The sequence below is a fragment of the Haloferax sp. Atlit-6N genome (assembly GCF_003383195.1).
GTDB lineage: Archaea > Halobacteriota > Halobacteria > Halobacteriales > Haloferacaceae > Haloferax > Haloferax gibbonsii.
Map to the genome: position 1 here is coordinate 1 of NZ_QEQJ01000183.1, position 520 is coordinate 520.

The window sequence follows — 520 nt, forward strand, 5'->3', positions numbered from 1 at the left end:
TGTCTCTCTGCTGCTAGTTCAAGGCAGGAGAACACGCAAAACGTCGCTGGCGCCGACTCGACCAGCGAGACGACGACTTCGAGCAAGCACACGGAGACAACTACTGACAACTGTGCTGACGGCGAGACAACTATCGAGGCCACCGAACTGTCGGAACCGGACTCACTTGACGAGTGGCTCTCGGACGCCAACGAGAACGATGGTGAGTCACGGCGTTACGGTCCAGACGAGAAAGTATCGGTCAGCGTCGGAATACCGACTGACGGAGGACCCGCGTTCGACCCGCCACTAATCGAGGTCCCGCCGATGACGAACGTCACGTGGGAGTGGACCGGACACGGCGAACACAACGTCGTCGCTCTCGACGGGACGTTCGATAGAGGCCGAACCAACGCACAGCGAGGAACGTCGTATCACTACGTCTTCGACGAACCAGGAGAGTTCCTGTTCGTTTCCGAACCGCACTATAACGGCGGAATGAAGGGTGCCGTTGTCGTTACCGAACCACCTTCGACAGGGT

At 58.7% G+C, this 520-nt stretch carries 1 protein-coding gene; it reads left to right on the top strand.

Annotation, left to right across the window (positions count from 1 at the left end):
* Positions 1–147 precede the first annotated feature (147 nt).
* On the top strand, positions 148–520 hold a 373-nt coding region (locus tag DEQ92_RS24590), incomplete at its 3' end, for a plastocyanin/azurin family copper-binding protein (protein ID WP_394338719.1).